11 protein-coding genes are annotated in these 18,399 nt (G+C 50.6%); 8 read left to right on the top strand and 3 right to left on the bottom strand.

Annotation, left to right across the window (positions count from 1 at the left end):
• The first annotated feature begins 266 nt into the window (after nt 1–266).
• Entirely contained in the window at nt 267–2,894 is a 2,628-nt protein-coding gene (gene glgP / locus IQ260_RS06745) for an alpha-glucan family phosphorylase (protein ID WP_193992038.1), read from the top strand.
• 43 nt (nt 2,895–2,937) lie between these two features.
• Here glgP and IQ260_RS06740 read toward each other — a convergent pair whose 3' ends face one another.
• Nucleotides 2,938–3,876: a histone deacetylase family protein gene (locus IQ260_RS06740; protein WP_193992037.1), complete on the bottom strand. Its 939-nt coding sequence runs from the start codon at nt 3,874–3,876 to the stop codon at nt 2,938–2,940.
• A 310-nt stretch (nt 3,877–4,186) separates the two neighbouring features.
• Here IQ260_RS06740 and gyrA point away from each other — a divergent pair, with 310 nt between their 5' ends.
• From gyrA to IQ260_RS06715, 5 genes are all read left to right on the top strand, one after another.
• The gene (gene gyrA / locus IQ260_RS06735) at nt 4,187–6,946 is read left to right on the top strand and encodes a DNA topoisomerase (ATP-hydrolyzing) subunit A (protein ID WP_228015646.1); all 2,760 of its coding nucleotides are present in this window, start codon (nt 4,187–4,189) and stop codon (nt 6,944–6,946) included.
• 306 nt (nt 6,947–7,252) lie between these two features.
• Entirely contained in the window at nt 7,253–8,878 is a 1,626-nt protein-coding gene (locus IQ260_RS06730; RefSeq protein WP_193992036.1) for a mechanosensitive ion channel, read from the top strand.
• Between the two features lie 260 nt (nt 8,879–9,138).
• Nucleotides 9,139–9,345, top strand: a complete 207-nt coding sequence (locus IQ260_RS06725; RefSeq protein ID WP_193992035.1) for a hypothetical protein — start codon at nt 9,139–9,141, stop codon at nt 9,343–9,345.
• A 28-nt stretch (nt 9,346–9,373) separates the two neighbouring features.
• A complete protein-coding gene (gene ppk1, locus IQ260_RS06720) occupies nt 9,374–11,542 on the top strand; it encodes a polyphosphate kinase 1 (protein ID WP_193992034.1) in 2,169 nt (722 codons plus the stop codon).
• A gap of 803 nt (nt 11,543–12,345) precedes the next feature.
• Nucleotides 12,346–13,428: a response regulator gene (locus tag IQ260_RS06715; protein ID WP_193992033.1), complete on the top strand. Its 1,083-nt coding sequence runs from the start codon at nt 12,346–12,348 to the stop codon at nt 13,426–13,428.
• Between the two features lie 103 nt (nt 13,429–13,531).
• Here IQ260_RS06715 and IQ260_RS06710 read toward each other — a convergent pair whose 3' ends face one another.
• Nucleotides 13,532–14,476, bottom strand: a complete 945-nt coding sequence (locus IQ260_RS06710; protein WP_193992032.1) for an ion channel — start codon at nt 14,474–14,476, stop codon at nt 13,532–13,534.
• Between the two features lie 431 nt (nt 14,477–14,907).
• Between IQ260_RS06710 and IQ260_RS06705 the strand changes: the two genes are divergently transcribed.
• Both IQ260_RS06705 and IQ260_RS06700 read left to right on the top strand, forming a co-directional pair.
• Entirely contained in the window at nt 14,908–15,759 is an 852-nt protein-coding gene (locus IQ260_RS06705; RefSeq protein ID WP_193992030.1) for a peptidoglycan-binding domain-containing protein, read from the top strand.
• Nucleotides 15,760–15,881: 122 nt separating this feature from the next.
• The gene (locus IQ260_RS06700) at nt 15,882–16,451 is read left to right on the top strand and encodes a peptidoglycan-binding domain-containing protein (protein ID WP_193992028.1); all 570 of its coding nucleotides are present in this window, start codon (nt 15,882–15,884) and stop codon (nt 16,449–16,451) included.
• A gap of 85 nt (nt 16,452–16,536) precedes the next feature.
• Here IQ260_RS06700 and IQ260_RS06695 read toward each other — a convergent pair.
• The coding region (locus tag IQ260_RS06695) for a DUF3536 domain-containing protein (protein ID WP_193992026.1) at nt 16,537–18,399 on the bottom strand (1,863 nt) is incomplete at its 5' end.

The raw sequence follows: 18,399 nt of genomic DNA, 5'->3' as shown, positions 1-18,399 counted from the left end.
TTTATTCGCCGTAGCTGCATTGCGTCACCGTAATAGGTATTGCTGCTAAAAACAAAAGGCAATAAAAGGCAATTGAACGCAACAAAGAATGCTCGGCTAGTACTAAACTGAAGAAAAATTTTAGGTTTGGTGGTAGTCCTTGTTACCAGCTGGTTTTTGATGGAGCAGTTACCCTAGGAAGCAAAAACACTATTAAGGGTTGCGTCCTAAACCGAATTTCAGGGTCAGAATGATTCATGGACTTGAAGCACTCGCGTCAAAAACCTATGCGCCCAATTCGTACATTTAACGTTACACCCACCCTACCTGATTCTCTAGCTCCTCTACGTCAGCTGGCTGAGAATATCCATTGGGATTGGGATGTGGGGACTATTGATCTATTTAAGCGTCTGGACGCTGATCTATGGGCATCCAGCCGATATAACCCCATTTTAATGCTGAGTACGATTAGCCAGGAACGGCTACAGGCTGTGGCTGAGGATGGCGGGTTTATTGCCCAGATGAACCATGCTGTGGAGCGTTTGGAGCGCTATTTGAACGCTCAGTCGTGGTACAGCACGAACCGGGCTCACCCCACCGAGCATGAGCGCTATGCCTACTTCTCAATGGAGTTTGGTTTAACCACCTGTTTGCCTGTGTATTCTGGCGGTCTCGGGGTGCTAGCGGGTGACCATCTAAAAACCGCCAGTGACTTAGGCCTGCCTTTAGTGGGCGTGGGCTTGCTATATCAGGAAGGCTATTTTGCCCAGTATCTAAATGCTGATGGCTGGCAGCAAGAACGCTATCCCATCAATGATTTTTACAATATGCCCCTTACCCTAGAGCGGGATAGCCAGGGTAAAGAACTTCGTATTTCGGTTGATTATCCAGGTCGTAAAGTCTATGCGCGGATCTGGCGGGTGACGGTTGGTCGCGTGCCGCTGTACTTACTAGATACTAATATCGAACCCAACGCGCCCCACGATCAGGATATTTGCGATCGCTTATACGGTGGCGACATCGACATGCGCATCCACCAGGAAATGATGCTGGGGATTGGCGGTGTGCGCATGCTCAAAGCTTTGAATCTGCAGCCATCGGCCTATCACCTGAATGAAGGCCACTCCGCATTTCTGGCCCTAGAGCGCATTCGCATGCTCATGGATGACAGCGGGCTGAGCTTTAGCGAAGCGCAGCAAATGGCCCAAGCCACCCAGCTGTTTACCACCCATACACCGGTCCCGGCTGGCATTGACCTTTTCCCCCCAGAAAAAGTCTTCCACTACCTGGGTCACTATGCGGCTCGCTTTGGTCTGTCCCATGAGCATTTCTTGGGGTTAGGTCGAGAGGATGATTTGGACCAGGATGCTCCCTTTAGTATGGCGGTTTTAGCCATTAAGATGGCATCGTTTGTCAACGGTGTGAGCAAGCTCCATGGAGCTGTTTCGCGTCACATGTTTGGCGGTCTGTGGCCTGCTCTACCGGTGGATGAAGTGCCAATTACGTCCATTACCAACGGTGTTCACGCCCGCAGCTGTGTCGCTAAAACAACCCAGGAGCTATACGACCGCTATTTGGGATCTGAGTGGGATAGCGCTGGCGTTGACGATCCACTGTGGAACAAAGTGGGCACCATTCCCGATGAAGAGATTTGGCGCAACCACGAAAACTGTCGCTCCCACTTAGTGGTATCCGTTAGAGACCGGATGCACAAAGCGGTTAAAGAGCGAGGCGGCTCTCATTTAGAAATGGAGCGGGCTCAGGAAGTGTTGGACCCCAGCATTTTGACCATTGGCTTTGCCCGTCGCTTTGCCACTTATAAGCGGGCCACCCTGTTCCTGAGAGATGTGGAGCGTCTGCGTAAGATTGTTGAAAATACCCTAGGCCGACGGGTGCAGTTTGTGATTGCGGGTAAAGCTCACCCCAAGGATATTCCAGGCAAAGAGCTGATCCGCAACATTATTCACTTCACTCGCGATGAAGGGTTGGACCGCTCTATTGTGTTTGTCCCTAACTACGACATTCACGTAGCGCGCTGGATGGTCTCGGGCTGTGATGTTTGGCTCAACAATCCTCGCCGTCCCCGTGAAGCCTCTGGTACCAGTGGCATGAAAGCGGCGATGAACGGTCTACCCAACCTCAGTGTCCTGGATGGCTGGTGGGATGAGGCCGACTATGTTCAAACAGGTTGGCCCATTGGTTCTGGTGAAGACTACGAAGACCAAGACTACCAGGATGAGGTAGAGGCCAATGACCTCTATGAGCTGTTAGAAACAGCGGTTGTGCCTCTCTTTTACGATCGCGATGCCAACGGCATTCCTCGGGGATGGGTGGCTAAGATGAAGTCGGCTATTCGCTTAAACACCCCTGCCTTTAATACGGCTCGGATGCTACAGGATTATGCGACTTTGGGGTATTTTGCTGCGTCAGATCGAGGGCGTCAACTGGTGGCGGATAGCTATGCTCCAGCCAAGGCTCTAGCCCAGTGGCAGTCAAAGCTATATCAGAACTGGCAACAGATCTCCATCGCCCAAATCGGTCTATCCCACGATGTGGATTTACAGGTGAATGAGCCTCTGCAGGTAACAGCTCGAGTTTATCTAGGCCATTTGCAGGCAACGGATGTCTCAGTGGAGTTTTACCAAGGGGGCATCGATGTTGATGGTGAACTACAGGGTGGTCAGGCCACAGCGATGACCTATAAGGGACAAGATGCTGATGGCAGCAGCCTGTATAACCTCAACGTGGCCTATGGTCAAAGTGGTCTGCAGGGATTCTCTTTACGGGTGTTACCAAAGCACGAGCATTTGAGCAGTGCTTACCTACCCCGACTGGTGCTCTGGGCCGCTCCGGATCATGTCAGCATTGATGTAGGGAATCTGGAGCCATCCACTGCCTCACCTGTGACTGCATAGGTTGGGCTTTTTATGCGTTTTTACATCAGGCGCTCACACTGACTTAGTTGATGGCAGCCTCAATGGTGGCGATCACTGACTGACTAAGCGCTTGATAGTCATAGCCCCCCTCGAGTCCAAACAGGACTCGGGGGGCTATTTTTTTGCAGGCTGCTGTGAACACACCATAGTCAGCGGGGCTGAGATTAACGCTGGCCAGAGGGTCGGCGGCGGTGGCGTCATAGCCAGCGCTGACCAGCAAGAGATCCGGCTGAAACTGTTGAAGAAACGGGAGAACCTGCTGGTCAAAACGGGTCTGATAGTCTCGGAGGACGCTGCCGGGGACCATGGGAATATTACACAGGTTGCCGTGACTGCCGGTTTCACTGGCCTGTCCGGTGCCCGGATAGGCGGGCATTTGATGCAAGGAACAGTAGGCAACCTGGGGATGCTGACTCACTAGCTGCTGAGTGCCATTACCGTGGTGCACATCCCAATCCAGCACAGCTACCCGGTCAATGCCCGGCTGCTCTAGAGCATAGCGGGCGGCGATGGCGGCGTTGCTCAGCAGACAAAATCCCATGCCCTGGTCGTATTCGGCATGGTGGCCGGGGGGACGAGCCAGGACAAATCCAGGGGTGTTAGTTGCTAATACGTGATCGACTCCATCTAACCAGGCGGCGACCGCTAACAGAGCAATGTCATAGCTGGCGGCTGAGACCGGGGTGTCACCATCCAATCGACCACCGCCCCGTTGGGCAATTCGCTGTAGCGCCAGGACATAGGCCGGGTCGTGGACGGCATTGATTTGCGGTAGGGGGTTGCGATCGCAAGGCTCCACCCACTCTAAACGTTCGGCTATGGGATGAGCTTTGAGTGCTGCCACCACCGCCCTCAAACGGCCCGCATTTTCAGGATGGCCCATCCCCGTATCGTGGTCTAAAAAACGCTGGGAGTAGATCACCCGAAAAGGAGGAATAGACAGGGACGAGGGCGAGGACATTATTTTTCTCTCCGGAGTCTTTAAAAGACGTTACATTGACGCCGCGTTTGTTCTCCCTCTCTCGGGCATTCTTCCAGGTGATTTCCACGGCTTGAGCGTTCCGCAGGATCTATCCCAAACCCCTTTATTTAAGAGGGTTACAGTGTCTATCAAGAATGGCATTAATGTGCTAGAATTTTACACGTTCTCAGTATAAATTTTCCAGAAAAACGCTTCCCCGGCATCCCTTGTTTGGGGCACTTAAAAAGCTTACTAAGAACCCGTCAAGTCAAGTATTGTTTTTCCGGCGTTTTTGGAGTCTCCTTTTTGTATGAGTAATCCCCAAGAGCGGATTGTATCTACCAATCTGCGCAACGAGATGTCCCGGTCCTACCTAGAGTACGCCATGAGCGTCATTGTGGGGCGCGCCCTGCCCGACGCCAGGGATGGTCTCAAACCGGTGCATCGCCGTATTCTCTACGCCATGCATGAGCTGGGATTAACTGCAGATCGACCCTTCCGAAAATGTGCCCGTGTTGTGGGTGAAGTTTTAGGTAAATACCACCCCCACGGTGACACCGCCGTGTATGACGCCTTAGTGCGCATGGCCCAGGACTTTTCCATGCGAGCACCGCTGATCGATGGCCACGGTAACTTTGGCTCCATCGACAACGATCCGCCAGCGGCCATGCGATATACCGAGTCCAGGCTGCATGCCCTAACCGGTGCGGCCCTACTACAAGATATCGAATCCGAGACCGTCGACTTTGCCGATAACTTTGACGGTTCTCAGCAAGAGCCTACGGTCATGCCTGCGCGCATACCGCAGCTGTTGCTCAACGGCTCTTCAGGTATTGCGGTGGGCATGGCCACCAATATCCCCCCCCATAATTTGGGTGAACTGGTGGATGGCGTAGTTGCCCTCATCCAAAATCCTGAGATTACCAGCCAAGAGCTGATGGCACAGCACATCCATGGGCCAGATTTCCCGACGGGAGCCCAGATCATTGGCAGCAACGGTATTCTTGATGCTTACCTGACCGGGCGGGGGTCGGTCACCATGCGCGGTGTGGCCACCATTGAAACCCTCGAATATACCGGTCGTCCTGACCGGGAAGCCATTATTATCACCGAGCTGCCCTACCAAACCAATAAGGCCGGTCTGATTGAAAAGATTGCCGAGATGGTCAACGACCGTCGTTTAGATGGCATCTCTGATATTCGTGACGAGAGCGATCGTGACGGTATGCGTGTCGTTATCGAACTCAAGCGGGACGCCTATCCTAAGGTGGTGCTCAACAATCTCTACAAACAGACACCGCTACAGAACAACTTTGGTGTGAATATGCTGGCGCTGGTTGACGGTGAGCCCCAGCTGTTGCCCCTAAAGAGATTTTTAGAAGTCTTTTTAGACTTCCGGGTGGAGACCATTACCCGCCGTACTCAGTACGAGCTGCGCAAGGCCGAGGAACGAGACCATATCCTGCAGGGATATCTGATCGCCCTGGATAATCTTGACGCAGTAATTGCATTGATTCGCCATGCGGCTGATGTAGCAACGGCTAAGCAAGAATTAATAGAGTCCTACGAGCTGTCGTCTGCCCAGGCCGATGCCATTTTGCAGATGCAGCTGCGTCGTCTGACCGCCTTAGAAGCCGATAAAATTCAGCTGGAGCACGAGGCACTTCAGGAGAAAATCACCGATCTGCGCGATATTCTAGCTCGCCGTGAGCGTATCCTGGCCATCATCCAAGAAGAGCTGCAGCAAATCCGCACGACCCACGCTAACGAGCGCCGCACCGTAATCGAAGCAGCCGAAGATGAGCTGACGGATATCTCCCTGATTGCCAATGAGCAAGTGGTCATTTTGGTCACCGAGCAGGGCTACATTAAGCGGATGCCCGTTTCCACCTTTGAGGCTCAAAATCGGGCTACCCGAGGTAAGTCCGGTACCCGGATGAAGGATGACGATGCCATCGAACACTTCATAACCTGTTGTACCCACGACCATGTGCTGTTTTTTACCGATCGTGGAGTAGCCTACACCCTGAGAGCCTATCAGATTCCAGAAGGGTCTCGGGTAGCGCGGGGTAATCCCATCGTACAAATGTTGCCGATTCCCCGCGAGGAGAAAGTCACTTCGGTGTTAGGTGTATCGGAGTTCTCAGAAGATGTGTATTTAGTCATGCTTACCCAGGGTGGCTTTATTAAAAAGACGGCCCTGTCGGCATTTGGTAACATCCGCACCAACGGTTTGATTGCAATTTCCCTGGAAGAAGGGGATCAGCTGCGCTGGGTGCGACTCACCCGAGTCGAAGACAGTATCATGATCGGCTCCCACCATGGCATGACCATTCACTTTAGGGCCGATAATACCCAGCTACGACCGTTGGGACGCCCCACTCGCGGTGTCAGGTCCATGTCCCTGCGGGACGGCGATCGGCTGATTAGTATGGATATTTTGCCAGCGGCGGTCACAGATAAGGTGGCGGCCTCTGATGCCAAGCCCTCTGATGCCACGGACGACGTTGACGATGGGGAGACCGGAGACGAGGACTGCGGACCTTGGGTACTGGTGATTGCGGCGGGTGGTCTGGGTAAGCGAGTGCCGGTGGAAAATTTCCGCTTACAAAATCGGGCTGGGATGGGCCTAGTCGGGATCAAATTCCGGAAGGAAAATGATGAGCTAGTGGCCCTGCGGGTGGTCAATCCCCGCGATGAGCTGATGCTGGTAACCCAGCGCGGCATTATTATTCGTCAGGCCGTTGATGCCATTTCCATCCAGTCGCGGATGGCAACGGGTGTGCAGCTGCAGCGTTTAGATGGGGACGATGCGATCGCAGCTGTTGCCGTGGTGCCCGAGTTAGAGATTGAGGATGAGGCTGCTGTTGACGATGCCGCAGAAATGGATGGTGAAACGAACAGTGAAACAGACGGCGACCAGGATCAGCCGTCGGCTGAAACGTCAGAGACAGACGCAGCCGATGCGACCGAAACCGTCATCGTAGAAACGGTGATAGACTCACCGACAGATACTACGACCGAGCTAGAGTCCTCCAGCGGTGATGATGTGTCTGCTGCCGATGAGTGAGTCTTTGCCCTGGACAATGTCCGAGGTTAGATCTATCTTGAGTAACCGTCTTTGAAGTCACCTGAGGGAGTGGCGTATCAAAATCCGCTAAAAATCCGCTAATTGAGGCTTGACAAGCCTGGAAACTGGTACAGATTCCGCAGTTGTACCTAGAAATACAGGGGATTTATTACAAAGTCTGCTATTAGTAAGACTTCTGAGGAAAAAAATTGGTATTAGACGGTACCCTAAGTGCAAGCATGCTTTGTGTTTAGGCTTAGTGCCGCGTTCGGCGCGTGTAGATGTTCAGTAGGCAAATATAGAACAATGACTCAATTCCACGGGGTGGTTGGGTTTGGCTCGTTAGGATTAGACCCAGCGTTTAACCTAGCTGTTACAGCAAACTCAATTACGCAATTTACGGATAGCATTGGCAGTCAATTAGGTAGCTTTTTGCCCGGACTGCTGGGTGCTTTTTTGCTACTGATTGTGGGCTTAATAGTAGCCACAATCGCTAAGGCATTTTCTAAGTTTTTACTGAAGAAAACGAATCTAGACAATCAGCTAGCGGCCAAGGCAGGTCTAGGTGACGATGTGCCCATCGAAAACACGGTGGGTAACGTCGCGTTTTGGGTGGTGATGCTCTTCTTCATCATCGCCATCCTCAATGCTCTCAAACTGGATGCTGTGTCAGAACCCATTAGTGGTCTGCTACAGACCGTTTTTGAGTATGTCCCTCGACTAGCTGGGGCGGGCTTCATCCTATTTGTTACCTGGGTAATTGCCAAGGTGGCAAAGGCTGCCGTAGTGAATGGTCTAGGTCGTTTTAACCTGGATGAGCGCCTATCTGAACAAACCGGTGTTGATGCTGAGGGGAATGCCTTCCAAGTCAATGACACCCTTGGCAATGTTGTTTACTGGTTTATTTTTCTACTGTCCCTGCCGCTGGTACTGAGTGCGCTACAGCTGCCCGGTTTGTTGGGACCAGTCGAAGAGCTGCTCAATGATTTCCTATCGGCCATTCCTCAAGTCCTGACAGCCGCCATTGTCTTTGGCATTGGCTGGCTAGTGGCCAATATCGTCAAGGGGATTGTCACTAATCTGCTGATGGCCACAGGGGCCGACAGTTTTGGGGCTCGTTTTGGCCTTGCAGCTCGTCCTGAGCAAGGTATTTCCGTCTCTAGCCTGGCCGGAGTCTTGGTTTACACCATGATTCTGATTCCGGCTGCGATCGCAGCGCTCAATGAGCTAAATATTGAAGCGATCTCAGGCCCTGCTGTGGATATGTTGGAGCGGGTGCTCTTTATTATCCCCCAGGTACTTGCAGCGGGTGTGGTACTGACCATTTTCTACTTTATCGGTCAGTTTATCTCTGACTTGATTGTTGGTTTACTGTCAGGGATTGGATTTGACAACATTACCAATGTCTTAGGTCTGTCTGAACTATCAGCGGATTCGGAACCCGAAGTTGTCCTGGCTGAGGGTGAGCCGATCCCGGCAGTAGAAGCGCCTCAAAAGACACCTTCCGAGATTGTTGGTGTGATTGTCCTAGTTGGGGTTATCCTGTTCGGCGCGGTCACAGCTACTGAAATCCTTGACTTTCCTGTACTAACACAGATTGTCACCAACATCATGGCTGTTTCGGTCCGCGTGCTGAGCGGTGTCGTTGTCTTTGCCATTGGTCTCTATGCAGCTAATTTGGCCTTCCGGCTCATTAACGGCATGGGAATGTCATCTTCTAGCACGTTGGCCCAAGCCGCACGGATTGCCATCATTGCCTTTGTGGGGGCCATGTCTCTGCAGCAGATGGGTGTAGCAACGAGCATTGTTAACCTCGCCTTTGGTCTATTGCTGGGAGCCATTGCGGTGGCGATTGCGATCGCATTTGGCCTCGGTGGTCGTGATGTCGCTGCAGATAATCTACGGGAGTGGGTTAACCACCTTAAGCAGTAGTACTCCACAGGTGGAGCAAAAACTTTTTAGGTAGGTAAAACCTAGAAAAATATTGGCTCTTAACCTCACCATAAACCCATGGAGAGAAGCTAGTAAGGCTTTACTCCGTGGGTTTATGGGTTTTTCAAAAGATTTTATTCAGAACGGTGTCAACTCTGGCGTCATGAATTTTGATTTTTAAGTAAGGTAAAAACAGCGCTATAACTCGCTATCTCTCACCAAAATTTTGACCTTAGTATTTTTCCAAAAACTACCCCCCCATGAACAGTAAGGAACTAGCCCAGTACATTGAAGCAACTGATGGCATCAGTAAACCCTGGTTATTGATCCAGCTGCGGCTGAAAAAACTGCAAGAGCGTCGCCATGAACTATCGGCTGATGACTATGCTCAGCAGGTAGCCGATGTCCATGCCGATTTAATGAAGCTGGGCGAGTGGTGGGTAGGTCGAGAACAGGATGTTTTTTAAGTAGATTCAGATTGGGGGATTGCTAAACATGTCGAGTAAAAACACCAAAAAAGCGGTTACTAAACGTGACGCTAATGACACTGCTAGTTCATTGGCATCGCCTGAGATCGACTTAGCGTCATCCCAGTTTTACATTAGTCGGGAGTTAAGCTGGCTTTCATTTAATGAGCGCGTGCTGCATGAAGCCCTTGATCCACGCACACCCATGCTAGAACGGCTCAAGTTTTTAGCCATATTTAGCACCAACCTGGACGAGTTTTTTATGGTGCGTGTTGCGGGCATCAAAAAGCAAATTGAAGCACAAATAAGTCGTCGTACCGCCGATGGCCGCACCCCCGTCGAACATCTCCAGGCCATTAGCAATAAGCTGAGTCCCACCTTTGCTAAGCAACAAGATTGCTTTTTGCAAATCAGAACTCAGCTACGCTCCCATGGCGTTGATCTGCTTGACTACGACGATCTCAGCAGCAAACAGGTAACGTATCTGCAAACCTATTTTGAAGAACAAATATTTCCAGTTCTAACCCCCTTAGCCGTTGATCCCGGCCATCCATTTCCCTACATTTCCAATCTCAGCCTCAATTTAGCCGTGGTCGTGCGCGAAACTGATTCAGAAGAAACGCACTTTGCGCGGATTAAAGTCCCAAAGGTGCTACCTCGGTTTATTCAACTGCCTAAATCTCTTCAGTCCAAAGGGACTCTATGGGCGGCTGTTCCTCTGGAGCAAGTAATTGGCAAAAATCTTACCTTTCTTTTTCCTGGCATGGTGGTCGAAGAGTATTACACCTTTCGTATTACTCGCAATGCCGACCTGTTTGTTGAAGAAGATGACGCCGATGATTTGATGTTAGCCCTCGAGCAAGAGTTGCGAAAACGACGTCTAGGGGGCTCTCTGGTACGCATGGAGCTACAGGCAGATACCTCTCCTGAAGTACGTGCCACCCTGCTGACAGAGATGGACCTAACCAATGACGATATCTACGATGTTACCGGTTTAATTGGTCTAGGCGATCTCATGACCCTTGCCAGTTTACCCTTGCCAGAACTCAAAGACCCGGACTGGTCGGCGGTGATTCCCTCACCGTGGCACCGCATTAATCGGGATGATGCCGATGGCGAAGGGGATGATGTCTTTTCTATCATCCGACGTCGCGATCGGTTGGTGCATCATCCCTACACATCGTTTGCAGCCACGGTTCAACAGTTTATTACCCAAGCGGCGGCCGATCCTGATGTGATGACCATCAAAATGACCCTCTACCGTACATCAGGAGATTCGCCTATCATCAGTGCACTGATTTCAGCGGCCGAGAATGGTAAGCAGGTTGTTGCCCTGGTGGAACTTAAGGCTCGCTTTGACGAAGAAAACAACATTAACTGGGCTCGCACCCTTGAAAAAGCTGGAGTACATGTAGTCTATGGTCTGCTGGGGTTAAAGACCCACACCAAAGTCGCCCTTGTAGTGCGCAAGGAACACGAGGGTATTCGTCGCTATGTACACATTGGCACCGGCAACTACAATCCTAAAACCGCACGTTTCTATACCGATCTAGGCTTATTAAGCTGTAGTGAGGAGCTAGGGGCGGACTTAACGGATTTATTTAACTTCCTGACCGGCTACTCACGACAAAAAGCCTATCGTCAGTTACTGATTGCTCCCATCACCCTGCGGGAAAGAATGCTTACCTTAATCCATCAAGAGGCTGCCCATGGAGCTAAGGGACGCATCATTGCAAAAATGAACTCCCTGGTGGACCCTGGCATTATTCAAGCCCTCTACCAGGCCTCCCAAGCAGGTGTGAGCATTGATCTCATTGTGCGGGGGGTGTGCTGTCTTACCCCTGGAGTCAAAGGAGTCAGTGACAACATTCGAGTGATTAGTATCATCGGTCGTTTTTTAGAACATTCTCGTGTTTTCTATTTTCATAACGGTGGCAACGAGCAATTTTATATCGGTAGTGCTGACTGGATGCCCCGTAATTTGGATCGCCGGGTAGAGGCAATAACACCGATCTTAGCCCCTCATCTACGCCGAGATCTAATACAGCTCTTGGATATTTGTCTAGCTGACAATCGCCAGGCCTGGGAGATGCAACCAGATGGGACCTATGTGCAGCGGCATCCCCGGGCCGATGAACCTGAGCACAGTACCCATAATGCCCTAATGCAACGGGCAAGAGACTTAACTGCATACTAGCCGCCGTGACTTGGACTCTTTTCCAGTTTTTCAGCAAACCCTAGTTATGGCGGTCTAAGCACTAACAACTTTGCCAATAAGAGCGCTGATAAGACTGTAGTTTTATCAGTACAAATGCTGATAAATACAGAAGAAAAGGACCTAGTTAAGGGGTTGATTATCTGTTAGAAATAAGCTATCTACCTATAGCTCATCGTATTTACGTACTAGAGCTAGATAGGGCGATGTGCCCATGACCGTATGGGCCTACGATCAAACCGTATGGGCCTACGATCAAGTTGTTTTCTATATCTGATCCAAAAATGTCATCGTGATATCGTAAGTTACGTACATATCCGGAAGGTGTGTTAGTTAAAACATGAAATTTTTAAATTGGGTTTATATAAACTGATAAGGCAAAAGATATGAAATTTCGACCAGTTTCTATGGAAATACTTGCACTTTTTTGGCAACTGATTGAAATTGGTCAATATAGCCCGGCAACCAAATTGTTTAAGTCTGTATTCTTCACGCCAGTTCGAAAGAATCGCTAGGAAAATACAGTTTGAACTGCCAGGTAAGCTTAGACTTGACTTCGTTATAGGTGTATCTACTTAGTTGTTAATTACTTCTCATCTTTATTTATATCAAGAGAGGGCGAAGCAATTAGCCCATGCATAATTGCTTAGATTAGATGGTTTAGGAGATAAATCAGTTTCGATAGATTTATTCGTGTCGAGAAAGTCTTTTTTACTCCCTTAGCTATCGCTGCTCTATCTGATTTTTACCACTTCGAATACCGTTCTTTGACCGGAACTTCTCCCATGGTTTTAGCAGGCACTATTACGCAAAAAACATTACATCCGCTGACGTTGCTGGCACAGCTCGTAGGGCGTCAAGTCAGTGGCGAACTCTTGGTAGTTGCCAATGATGTTCGATGGTCTCTGTGGTTACAGCGGGGCAAACTCTTATTCGCAACCAGTTCTCAGAATGGCTTTGATGCCCTCAGGTTCGAGGGCCGTCAGCTATTTCCCGAGACCATGTCCGATTTGGTATTGGCACAGCTACAGCTTTACCATCGGCAGTATACTCACCAAGATGATGACTTGAGTGCCGATCATCGAGCAATTCGCTGGCTGGTTGAACAGGAGCACATCACGTTTGATCAGGCAGGACAATTAGTTCATGCCTTGGCGGTAACCACCATTACGTCTTTGCTGCGAGTAACTCGAGGCAGCTACGAGGTCAATAGCTTTAGCAATATTGTTGATTATCCGGTTTTTTGCACGCTAGATATTCGAACATTGGTAGAGCAGTGTCATCGCCAATCCGAGGAGCTGACCTCAAAGCGTGATATCACCACACCCAGTAGTGATGCGGCAGAGCCTCACCGTAATCGGACGATTGAGGAGCTGATTGTTCCAGGGAATGATTTGAAGACATTGCTGCAGCAGTCTTCATCTAGTCCATTTGATACGTCTTTGAAGGCGCTGAGCCCTGACCCATTCAATGGGTCTTCCACGTTTAGAGATACCGCTTCTCCTTCTTACCAGCTTGTTTGCATTGATTCCGATAATCAGTTTATTCAAGAGCTGCGAGGATACTTAGCCGATACGGTTTTCTCAATTACATCAGTGGATGATGTGGCTACGGCGGTGGCCGACCTGGCTAAGTGTCAGCCTGACTTGATTCTGCTAACAACGGCAATGGAGGGTTTAGATGGCTATGATCTATGCTCCCACCTGCGCCGTCACCCCCAGTATAAAGATGTGCCCATCATTCTGTTGGCTAAAAAGTCTGGCCTAATTGGACGTATTCGGGCTAGGTTGGCTGGGGCTTCTTTTTTCATCAGCAAGCCGATTAATCGGACTAAGCTGATGGTAAAACTCTTTACTTTGCTGGTTTAGGACTATCTGTCAGACACAAAACGCTAACGCCGTTCTGGGAGTAAATATTGAGTAAAAGGCTGGCCTGCAGGCTAGCCTTTTTTTATAGATTCAGGCGCGCGACTCAGTGGGAGGTCCAACTAAGCTGCTCTTGACCATGGCGGTGTGTACTGCTTTGGTCCACGGGCTCAATGGAGTGAAAGTGATTGTAGTCGATGGTGGGGCGGCCTGTTTCGCTGGTGGAAATAATATCTACAAATTTATGGTTCCAAAAAATATCGTAGGCACTGAAGGAATGGCGGGCATGAATAGTCTGGGATAAGGTTTCGTCTAAGCCTGTTAGCGTCACAATAATTTCGGCTCGGCCTTTTCGTAGGGTTTCTGGGGTTTCACCATAGAACGGACTCTCACTGGTGAGACGGTGCATTGCTGTCCAGGAAAGGCTAAAGACGGGGGTGTGGGAACGCACCAGTGGTAAATCGTGGAATCGACGAATATGTTCGCCTTCTTCGGTGATCTCATCGCGGACTAGGGTGACCCACAGCTGTGCTTCTAAAATATAGTTACGGCGCTCATTGGCGGTCCGAAACATGAGGGTGGGAACTCCATTAAAAGGGGCTACTACGGCAACGCGGCTATAGAGAATGCGGGCGGTCGGTAGGGAAAAACGAGCAAATACCAGACCGGTGGTCATCGCTGTGAAAAACAGACCAAATATTGACTCGATGACCACTAGTGAGTGGGTGTAGGTACTGGTGGGGTACATGGCACCATAACCAATGGAGGCCATGGTCTGGACACTGAAAAAGAATAAATCTAGGAAGTGACCGTTGCGCATGTTTGCGATCGCACCCGCATCCAAACCATAGGCGATCGCAAACAGAGCGTTGACCAGTAGGTAGCAGCCACTAACTAAAACAATAAATGCGGGCCAAGAGATAGTCAGCAAAATATGATAGAGATCACCCCAATAGGAATGGGTGACCCCAATGCGTTCAATATTGGGATAGCGCTGCTCTCGATACAACAGGAGCCGTCTCGAGGCACGGCGGAGTCGAGGTTTTAACATAGGTACGTGACGGCCGAATCTAGAGACTGATTGGGGTGTCCAGCCTGGGGACACTGGAGCTTCAAGGGCTAGTGCCCAAATCAATCAAGATATCTCAAACCGGATAATGTTACAAATTTTCATGCTTTTGTTTCCGCTTATTGTAGCTAAAAGCGATATGAAAAATGGCAGGTCTAGACTTGGGATCTGGTTTATCCGGGTAGTGAGTGTTTATACGGGCTGACCAAGATCGAGCAGCGGAGCAAACAGTCCCTTACTCTAGCTTCATACCCATGAGACTATTTGCGTAATTATATTGATGACTGTTGACACAGCAGTATATTCCTTACAGAAATGATTTAATAAATACATATAGAACGAAAATCTGGCCGTAATTTCACTGGACCAGGGTGTTGTATTGATTAAACGGTGTGGCATTAGGACAGCACAGTATGAGTATTTCTAAAATCTCTGTAGGCAGTAGAGCTATCAACGGCCAGGGGCTGGGTTTACTAGCAGGAGCCTGGCTGCTGGCCTGTCTACCTGCTGTGGCCAATCCTATTGTTAGTTTGCAAGCGCCCGTTTTACTCGCTCAACAAGGTGTCAGAAATGTCAGCCTACGATACGGCGATAGTGGACCAGCCGTTGTGGAACTGCAGCGAGCTTTGAATAGACGAGGGTTATATCCCTACGAGTATGACGGTGTCTATGGCGATAACACTCGTCAAGCCGTGCGCCAGTTTCAGCGCATTCGTCGCCTGGATGTAACAGGGCTAGCAGATACTGCAACGCTTCGTGCCCTAGATGTTGATCCTGTGAGCGTGCTAGCGCGCATGGTGCATCCGGTACACGGAGACATTAATGCTGAGCAACTGCAGTTTGGCGATGAGTCGCGAGATGTAACGATACTCCAACGCGTTCTCAATAGTTTTGGCTTTGGCCTACCGACAACCGGGTATTACGGTAGCGAAACTCAGCAGGCCGTGAGATCCTACCAACGAACTGCCGGTTTAGAGGACAACCGAGGCAATGTGAGCGGTATTGCTGATCGAGATACCTTGATACACCTAGGATTTGAACCGACAGGTAGCTTTGATGAAGAAAATTCCTTTGTAGCCGCGATTATTGCCGGTGAGTCTGAACTAAGTCGGGTAAGGCGAGATTTTCCCAATGCCATTCTTGATAATGACGGTAGGCTTGGCAACTACATTAGTGTCGGGCGCTATGACAAGCATTCCCTAGCCGATGACCAGGCCGATCGAGCCCGTTCTTATGGCTACGATGCTCGGGTCTTAAAGGATTAGATACAAGGATTATGAGTGATGTATTGATTTTCTAGGATTATTCGCTAATATGTGTACGCCATTTAGCTGATGCGGCATATGCGTAGCTAGAGCCTGTCAGCGTTCTACCAGGAAAATTTGCGATGCCTAAATTACTGACGGCTGCTTTTGTCAGCGGTATGTTGGCCTTTTGGGGGCTGTCTAGCCAAGCTCAAACCCGCCTCCCGCCTCCCTCTGTGCTGCCACCGACGCCCAACGTTAGTAGTCCTACGGGGTCGGTGGTCAGACGCTCCCTTGGGTTTGGAGATTTTGGCCGTGATGTAGAAGCATTGCAGCGGGCATTGGTGAGCAATGGTATTAATCCAGGCCCCATTGATGGCGACTACGGCACCCTGACCCATGATGCGGTTCGAGAGTTTCAGCAGCTGTACGATTTACCTGTTACAGGGATAGCTGACCAAGAGACCCTAGATGGTTTAGGGGTGGGCATCGGTGAGGAATTTGCTAATGATCTGCCCTATGTTGCTGCGGTGACTGAGCCCCCTCGTTATCTAGGACGGGTGCAGCGTGTGTTTGGCAATGCGGTGGTTGATTCTGCCCGCCAGGGAGAATTTATCAACATTGGTAGATATAGCAGCCGCTCCAGTGCGGCAGAGCGTGTACGTGAAGCACGCCGCTCAGGGTTTGATGCTCGTATTCTGTATCAGCGATAAGCCTACAGAATAAAAAGCCTACACGCCCAACCGACGCGTAGGCTAAAGCGCTTTTCGGCGCTTTTTTCTTCGTTGTACTGCTTCTCTATTCAGCTATGCCTAAGGCTTGACCCAGACTAGAGATGGAGGGGCAGTGCTGGATATAGTGGTAATACACTTCTTGCGATCGCTCCAGATTGAGATCTAATCCCAAGTTGACTCCCAGGGTAATCAGTCGTTGAATTCCCTGAATGGCAATGGGGTTAACGGCCAGGGCACAGTCAGATGTGGGAATATCGGTCTCAATCCGCAGCAGCTGACGGAGGGACTGTAAAATCAGTCCTTCCAATAAGGGTGCAGCCGTGGGCAGGGTGAGGTGACAGTGCAAATGATTGGCCTCAATGGCAATCCCCTCTAGTTCGCCCAAATAGCCAGTGCTAATGGCCACAATATTTTCGTCAATGTCGCTCAGATCTTGTTCCAACCGACGCAGCACATCAATGGTACGGTGACTGAGGGTGATTTCGGCAGCCACCTGGAGTTCTCGAGGTACCTCCATATTTTCCCGATGAAACGCCATCAGGACACCGTAGTTTTCCCGATAGATCTGGGTGTACAGCTGATGGAGCTGATGCAGGGTGTTCTGGCTGAGCAGCTGCATAATGTGCTGCCGTTCTTCCCCAAACAGCTGCTGCAGATTAAAGGTGTGCTCCCCAAACTGAGTTTGAATAGCCGCAATCGTCTGCACCATAATGCCCTGGGCAAAGGTACGCAGGACAGTTTCCTTCGCACGGTTATAGGCCAGCCGATTTTTAAAGGGACGAATCCCACAGAGGAATTCTTGTCCCCCAAAATGGCACACAGCAAACGCATAGCTGGCCTGGGTTTGGGTGATTTCTGAGACGACTTTAACCTGTCCTAGGGCAAGGGTGAGAGGCCCCATGGTCTGCTTTTGATAATCCTGGTGTACCAGGGTGTGGCAGTACAGCCGCTGTTCCCGATGATAGGTATGAAACAGCGATGACATGGCGTAGTGGGCGACCACCTGTTGGATGCTGATGCGGGCGGGTTGGACCTGAGCCTGGTATACCCCGGCGCCATCTTTGAAGTGGGAAATATTGCTGGGGGCTAGGGCTAGCTTGGCCATGAAGTCATCTTCGAGAGATTCTCCACAAACCTCCTCGGCCAGCTCAATGGCCCGGGCGGCATAGCGCAAAATCTGAGTACCTTCGGGTCGGGAGATTTCTTCAAAAAACCATCCGCAGCTGGTGTACATCAGCATGGCGTGGCGCTGCATTTCTAAGAGAGACAGGGCATCTGTGCGCTCAATTTGGGTGAGTTCGTGGTGCTGATGTTTGGTCAGGAACTGTTCGATGGTGAGGGGGGTGCGATCGCAAATCACATCGATATAAGCATCCCGAGCCGCCCAGGGATCTTTAAACAGCTCTTCTCCGGTTACTTCATAAATTTCGATCAGCTCATCCCGCAGCCAGTCAAGGGCCTGCCGTAGCGGTGCCCGCCACTGCTGGTGCCATTCGCCACCGCCACCGCAGCCACAGTCACTTTGCCACCGCTCCACTCCATGGGCGCAGCTCCAAGCGGTCACCGGTTTAAGCTCTAGCTCCCAGGTGGGGGGAAATAAACTCAGGTAGCGGGCGTAGCTGATCACCTGCCAGCCCCGGTCGATAAATTCATGCTGCAGCGCATAGGCCAGCGCGCGCTCTGCCCCGTCGCGATGGTGACCAAAGGTTTCACCATCGGTGGCCACTGAAATCAACTGAGCTTCTTCGCGGTCGCCACGAATCGCCTGGCCGATGCGATCAGCAAAGGACTGAGACGATTGCAAAATATCGCTAAAGCCCATGTCGCCAGAAATGGGGCCGTCATAGACAAAAATATCGATATAGTCCTGCCCTGCCGGTAAACCGGGGACAAAACAGCGGTAGGGGCGGGTGGGATCGATCTGTTC

The organism is Leptolyngbya cf. ectocarpi LEGE 11479 (assembly GCF_015207065.1).
Taxonomy (GTDB): domain Bacteria; phylum Cyanobacteriota; class Cyanobacteriia; order Phormidesmidales; family Phormidesmidaceae; genus Leptothoe; species Leptothoe ectocarpi.
The sequence above is the reverse complement of the archived record's forward strand: the minus strand, read 5'-3'. Positions and strand labels throughout refer to the sequence as shown.